This window comes from Pseudoalteromonas sp. McH1-7, assembly GCF_013366255.1.
Classification (GTDB): Bacteria; Pseudomonadota; Gammaproteobacteria; order Enterobacterales; family Alteromonadaceae; genus Pseudoalteromonas; species Pseudoalteromonas peptidolytica.
The window spans coordinates 1-6,263 of the sequence record NZ_JABWPQ010000048.1 but is presented as its reverse complement, the minus strand read 5'-3'; the positions used below and the strand labels follow the sequence as shown (position 1 = coordinate 6,263).

At 41.4% G+C, this 6,263-nt stretch carries 6 protein-coding genes; all 6 read right to left on the bottom strand.

Translation table 11 applies throughout. The annotated features are described in order from the left end of the window. Positions 1 to 521: 521 nt before the first annotated feature. The 6 genes from HUZ36_RS21505 to HUZ36_RS21480 all read right to left on the bottom strand — a co-directional run bounded on the left by HUZ36_RS21505 (position 522) and on the right by HUZ36_RS21480 (position 6,085). Positions 522 to 1,433, bottom strand: coding sequence for a hypothetical protein (locus HUZ36_RS21505; RefSeq protein WP_147391334.1), 912 nt, complete (start codon positions 1,431 to 1,433; stop codon positions 522 to 524). Between the two features lie 166 nt (positions 1,434 to 1,599). Continuing rightward, positions 1,600 to 3,063: a sensor histidine kinase gene (locus HUZ36_RS21500; protein ID WP_176033936.1), complete on the bottom strand. Its 1,464-nt coding sequence runs from the start codon at positions 3,061 to 3,063 to the stop codon at positions 1,600 to 1,602. Then, complete coding sequence (locus HUZ36_RS21495) at positions 3,060 to 3,785, bottom strand: response regulator transcription factor (RefSeq protein WP_128732613.1); 726 nt, start codon at positions 3,783 to 3,785, stop codon at positions 3,060 to 3,062. Before HUZ36_RS21495 ends, HUZ36_RS21500 begins: the two co-directional genes overlap by 4 nt. Positions 3,786 to 3,837: 52 nt before the next feature. Beyond that, positions 3,838 to 4,545: a spondin domain-containing protein gene (locus tag HUZ36_RS21490; protein ID WP_176033935.1), complete on the bottom strand. Its 708-nt coding sequence runs from the start codon at positions 4,543 to 4,545 to the stop codon at positions 3,838 to 3,840. 12 nt (positions 4,546 to 4,557) lie between these two features. Beyond that, positions 4,558 to 5,256, bottom strand: a complete 699-nt coding sequence (locus HUZ36_RS21485; RefSeq protein ID WP_176033934.1) for a spondin domain-containing protein — start codon at positions 5,254 to 5,256, stop codon at positions 4,558 to 4,560. Positions 5,257 to 5,719: 463 nt separating this feature from the next. Then, positions 5,720 to 6,085, bottom strand: coding sequence for a PilZ domain-containing protein (locus HUZ36_RS21480; RefSeq protein ID WP_128732611.1), 366 nt, complete (start codon positions 6,083 to 6,085; stop codon positions 5,720 to 5,722). Positions 6,086 to 6,263 lie beyond the last annotated feature (178 nt).

The following is a 6,263-nucleotide window of genomic DNA, read 5'->3' as shown; positions in this document are numbered from 1 at the left end:
CGTTGCAGTAATGCACCGGGTTTTTTGCTATGTGGGATTTGAAAATAAATCAAGACCTCGCGAGGTAAACTCGCTCCTACCACGACATCAACAAAGTGCAGCACTGGTAGGAGGCGGTTTACCCGCCGAGCTGTTGGGCTTCAAAAAAGAATAAAAACATCCTACTTTGTAGCGATCAGAGCCTTATTAAAGGTCGATTAACAGCATTCATCCATTAACCTAATCGACATTAGTACATCCAAGTGCGTCAAACCCGTTGCAGTAATGCACCGGGTTTTTTGCTATGTGGGATTTGAAAATAAATCAAGACCTCGCGAGGTAAACTCGCTCCCACCACAATATCAACAAGGTGCAGCACTGGTAGGAGGCGGTTTACCCATCGATGGTTTCTGGGGGGATTATTGCTCGAGAGCCCTCACAGCTTATGACTCTCGATAGAATTGATCCGTTTGTGATAAGTGTTTTTCATTGCAAAATAGATCATTTATTTAATGCAATAGGCATGAGTAATGTAACGATAGCTATGATCCGTCAGCTATCACCCTTATCTCCCGTTGCCTGTTCATAGAATTATGGGATGTAGCTCCTCGTGATGGGAGTCTATTAAAAGTAGCCAGTGGTGCATTCCCTAACGCGATTTCTACCTCAAAGTGAAATGCCTTGGGGTTTTCTGGAGCATAGTTTTCTTTAGAGAAGAAAAAGCACGGATCACCACCAACACCCCAGCGGACACCCTTTTTCAAAATATATGAAGCACCTGGAATATTCTGCCACTGTCGTCCTGGTTGTCTGTATTGATAGCGCTGACGGATATCAATGGTTCTTCCCATAGTAAGGGGGCGCCTGACAATATAATCAGGGTTAAATGTTGAGTGGTCGTCAGTGACCGAGGCGCTTTGAGAGCCATTTGGTGGCATAAAAAAGCTTTGAGGTACTCTACTTAATAATTGGTTAAAAGGAGGGTCATAAGCCCTAGCGGTTGGATACCATACATGCTCCCTTGTTAGGCAGTGTGTAAAGGTGTTCACATCACCATTGGTACTATCAAATGTGAATTGATGTTTAAAAATATACCGTGCGTTATCAATTCTTATCATACCATGAGTGGGATCTCGAAATTGATACCATTGTAATTCAAAATCATGAAAAGCCATATTGTAATTCGTTGGGCGGGCAAAGCTGTCGATATTTAATGCGTTGCCTAAGTAAACTAATGCTGTTTGGTATTTTAGAAGTTTATCTACTGGCAGGCTGTGTATCTCACCCTCTATATTTTCGGCCGTTCGATTATTGATATTTCGATTATTTGGGCTGTTCTGCGCATTACCACCTAGCAGGAGAATGATATTGTTAAGAGAGGAGGCACTCTGGCGAAAGCCATCATTGGCGGTTCCAACGTGGTTCATAAAGTTACGCATTGAGACTATTGGCATAGTAAACTTTCCGTATTGTATTACAAATCAATGAAGTATAATTTTTACTTTTAGTTAAAATATAGTTTACTTAAGTAGAAAGCCAGAAATATTTATATCGAAGGTATACCGAGAGGTTATCTTAAGTAGAAAGTACCAAACCATAAAGGTTGATCACAAACTTTATTCACTTATTTAAAGGCAAAATGATTTTGAATTGGGTACCTTCATTGATCATGCTTGCTACACTGATCCGACCTTTCAGTATTCTGATTAGCTCACTGGTTATCGCAAGACCGAGACCTGCATTGTGTTTGCGGTTGCTATTGCTGTTTTTGCCTTGAAAACTGGCATCAAAAATATGTTGTAGATCCATCTCACTGATCCCTATGCCCGTATCATTAACTTTGACATGTGCATAACCTTCATGCTCTTCTAGTATCAAGCTAATTTTCCCCCCCGCTTTTGTGTGCCTTATTGCATTATCAATTAAGTTTGACAGAACTCGGTCCAATTTACCTATATCACTGGTAATAGCCATAGTACTTTGAATAGGGGATATGACTATCTGTAATTGGTTAGCCTCAGCTTTTAATTTGAATTTTGCAGCAACGTCATAAATAACCTCCAGTAAATTAAAAGTTTCTATATTCATTTTTGCATGCCCAGCTTCTAGATGAGCAAGCTCAAAGATTTGGTCAATGAGGTGATTTAGTTGATTGATATTTTTACTGGCAACTTTAAGGTTTTCCATAATGGTTTTATCTGTGGTTTGCTTTTCGGTGAGCTCTATATAGCCTTTTAGCGATGCTAAAGGAGTGCGTAGATCATGACTAAGCTGAGATAGAAATTTCTTACGTTGTTCATTTTTATCGTTCAATGTGGTTAGTTGATATTGGATTTTATCCAGCATCGCATTCACACTTCGCCCTAGGCGGTGTATCTCGTCATTTTTTGCAGGCCAATTGATTTGCGCATCAGGGCTGATGTCAAATTGGTTTTGACTCACTCTGTCAATATACCTAGTAAGACGAGCAATCGGATTGGTTATCTTGTTGAGTAAAAATAAGGCTATTGCAAGGAGGAGTAATAAGGTGCCAAGTAACCATAATGTGCCAAGCATGACCTTTTCGGAGCTTTTCAGTTGCTCAATGATGTTGTTGTATTTTGAAGATCCAATAATGATGTATAAATAGCCTTGAAGTATATCTTTGTTAGTAACAGGTGCTACAGAGAAAATTTTACTGCCATGTGTACTTCTTGGGTCGTCACCTAAAATTGGTAGCGTATTGTTTGTGATAAGTAACTGCTGTAATGGGGTAATATCAATCTTCTCTCGTTTGATTTCGCCTGGTTCTGCACTGTATGTGAGCAAGTTTCCCTCTGGAGATACAAAGTAGAATTCAAAGGCAGGTCCTAAGATCATCAGCGTATGGAACAAGTTGCTTAGCCCTTCATAGTCATAAACCCCCTCCCTGATAAGTGGGTTATCCGCAACTAAATGTTGAGCTAAAGATAAGTGAAGCTGTTGCTCTGCCTGCGATTTTGACACTTGTGATAATGCTTGAGTCCACCATATAAAAAGCATGCAAATCAGTAAAAACGTGACAAATAGCATGGCTGCTAGCTTTTTATATAATGTGAGTCTCATGCGTTCACTCCTTGAAGGGAGCTTGCGTTCAGCTTATATCCGACGCCCCATACGGTCTCTATGACAATATGATTGGAAATGGGATCTAGCTTTGCGCGTAGGCGATTAATGTGTGAATTAACAGTATGCTCATACCCTGAGTGTTGATAGCCCCAAACGGACTCAAGTAATTGAGATCGTGAAAACACATGATTAGGATGTTTAGCAAAAAACTGTAATAGCTCAAACTCAGTCGCTGTGAGCTCTAGCTTTATATCACCAAGTAAGATTTCATGACAATCGGTATCGATAGTTAGCGCGCCAACTTGAATTTTATCGTCTGAAGAGGTGGGAATAGAGCTTTTATCATTTAATTGACGTACATGTCTCAATTGGGCTTTTACTCTAGCTTGAAGTTCTCGGCTGTTGAATGGTTTACAAATGTAGTCATCGGCTCCGACTTCTAACCCAATGATTTTGTCTATTTCACTGCTTTTCGAGGTAACAATAATCACGCTACTCATTGGGTACAAAGATTTAAGTTCTCTACACAAGCTGAGTCCATCCATATTTGGTAACATTAAATCGAGCATAAATATTGCGTGTTGCTTCTTTTTTGCCATATTCAAAGCGTCTACACCATCCGCGATATGGGTGACGGTTAATGACAGCTCTTCTAAATGAACTTGAAGCAATCTAGCTATATCTTCATCATCTTCAACTAACAATACACTGTCTAACATATGCAGCCCTTAGTGGAGCGAAAGCGCCTATGGGCAGGCGCTTGCTCATGGGCTATTTGATTCGCTCAATTGTTATTGCCAACAGCGGATTATCAAACTTATGTATACTGGTTAACGTAGAGCTTGTTAAGCCATCATCGTTGCCAACGACTCCGCTATGCATGGTTACCATATTCTGGTTATCGTTACGTTCCACATTAAATCCTTCTCCACCATCAGCAGGCCCGGGGATACTCCCTTGGGCTTCAGTATTTAGCTCTGTACCAGCATCATACGCTGAAGTGCGATACATTTTTTTTTCACCGATGGGCATAGTGGACACATCTATGGCATTAAGACCGGAAAATCCATCATTTGTATTCACCATCATGGTCAATAAAGATAATTTTAAATTGGCGAGAGTCTCAGACTTAATCGAAATGGTTGACGTAGAGCCTGGCCCAACTGGGGTCTCGGTTGTGCTTGACGACATAGTCATACTTTGTGCTAAAAGTGCACTGTTATCGCCACCTTCTGCGAGCTTTTCAAGTTCGTTAGAGGCGGCGGTACCAACTTCGAAGTAGTGACCTGATTGATGTAACATAACAGCAATGGGTGACATCGGCTGTGCTTGAGTGAGGTTGGTGATACTTACGGAAAACTCATAGCTTACCATCGGTGGTGTTGGTGTGTCTGGTACCACTGTGCTGTTATTGTCATTGTCTCCACATGCACTCAGTAAGAGCGCTGATATGGCAACGAGTGTTAATTTGGTTTTCATCTCAGGCTCCTGTTACTTTACGGTGATTGTGAGTTTAGCAACTGGATTTAACCAGCGATGTACAGTGTTATGTAGGTCACTTGCCCCGCCAATTTGTTCATCATCTCCAACATTGCCTCTGTGAATATGGATCGTGTTGTTTTCTTCGCTGGTGGTAACGCCTAGCCCTTGGCTACCCGGAGTCATGCCCGGAGAAGCGGGAATACCAGCCATACCTGGCGCACCAGAGCCATCGACAACCAACTCATTGTTGGCTTCGGTACCTGCATCATACGCGTTGAGGTATACTTCATATGTACCTGCTTCAGTAGGTATGGGCCAACTATTTAAGCCGACAAAGCCATCATTCGTTGGTAGCATCATGGCAACCAACGATAGATATGTGTTTCCATTACTCGTTGAGAGCATCGTCATTGTTGAGCTTGCCGGGGCGAGTAACCCACCAGCAGGGTTCATTACCATATCGGCGTTGATACTTTCTAACACATTACTCAGTCCAGAAATATCACCTCCTTCGGCCATCGCTTGAAGTGGCTCTGAAGCAGTTTCACCCAATGAAAATAATGCTGTGCCAGGGGCGTGTGCAGTCACAAGCAAGGGCGTATAGTAAATACCATGAGTAAGGTTGGTTATTTTCACTTCGAGCTCTTGAGCAAGGGCACTACTGGCAAAACAAGTGGCTACTAGGGTGGTAAGGATCTTGGCTTTCATGATGTGGTCTTCTCATTTTGTATTGTTAGTAAACCTATCATGGCAAGGAGTTATTGAGAGGGGCTCACGGAATTATCACATTTTCATCACAAAATACCATCATGTTTATCACGGTACACCCAGCTTGGTGCTCGAGCGAAGTTTGTAAAGTTAAGCGAATCAGTATTGCGTTAGTTAATTTGTAAGTAGGTTTGTTTTTACAAGAAGGGGTGTACTAATTAGCCCCGATAATTGCTCAATTTGGAGGAGTAAACCTGACGCTAAGTACGTTAACAATTTCTTATATAGAACCAGTAAAAAGCAAAATCTTTACCTTGCCTACACGGATGTTGATACCTTGGGGATAGAGGACGCGTAGACGGTGTTATCGACAAGATTTTCTCGCCTCAAAATAGACCACTTAATTAAGACAATCGGTATTGCTGACACGGACGGTTTCTTTTATTTTAAACGCTTCGGTGGGCTAGTCTTCTTCGTGGGTCAACTGCTCGAGTTCGCGATAAAGTATATCTTCATCGGCTAGATTAAGCTCTATAAGGCGCTTAAGGTGGGTAACACTATCTAAATCTATTTGGCGGCAGTGGACGCCGAGATGTCCTTCTTCAACATGGCGAACTTCAACTTCCATGGTAATTTTAATATCACTGCCGGGCAGGTAGAAATTTAAGCTTGCAGGGTCATTTTTAAGTGGAACATAACCTTCAGGTAGGGTGAGCAGCGCTCCGTTCAAGGATAGATCCAAGATTTTGCAGCTAAAGTCGCCACTAGAAGCCATAAACTGCGCCTCATTTGAAAAAATCACTCTAGAAAACCTTCTACGCTCTTTCATTACTTAACCCAATAATCCATATAGTTAAAATGATAGCGTATATCACGTTACTCGCTACTAAAAAGTGATAATTAATAGCTGTATTTTGTTGCTCTTAAGCATAATACCATATATGGACTCTCTCCGATTACAAGATAGTAATTGATAGAATTTCAAAGTTCATTGCTGCCATATATTC

Coding starts and splice junctions, on each gene's coding strand:
- HUZ36_RS21505 (WP_147391334.1), bottom strand. CDS start 1,433: ATGCCAATAGTCTCAATGCGTAACTTTATGAACCACGTTGGAACCGCC.
- HUZ36_RS21500 (WP_176033936.1), bottom strand. CDS start 3,063: ATGAGACTCACATTATATAAAAAGCTAGCAGCCATGCTATTTGTCACG.
- HUZ36_RS21495 (WP_128732613.1), bottom strand. CDS start 3,785: ATGTTAGACAGTGTATTGTTAGTTGAAGATGATGAAGATATAGCTAGA.
- HUZ36_RS21490 (WP_176033935.1), bottom strand. CDS start 4,545: ATGAAAACCAAATTAACACTCGTTGCCATATCAGCGCTCTTACTGAGT.
- HUZ36_RS21485 (WP_176033934.1), bottom strand. CDS start 5,256: ATGAAAGCCAAGATCCTTACCACCCTAGTAGCCACTTGTTTTGCCAGT.
- HUZ36_RS21480 (WP_128732611.1), bottom strand. CDS start 6,085: ATGAAAGAGCGTAGAAGGTTTTCTAGAGTGATTTTTTCAAATGAGGCG.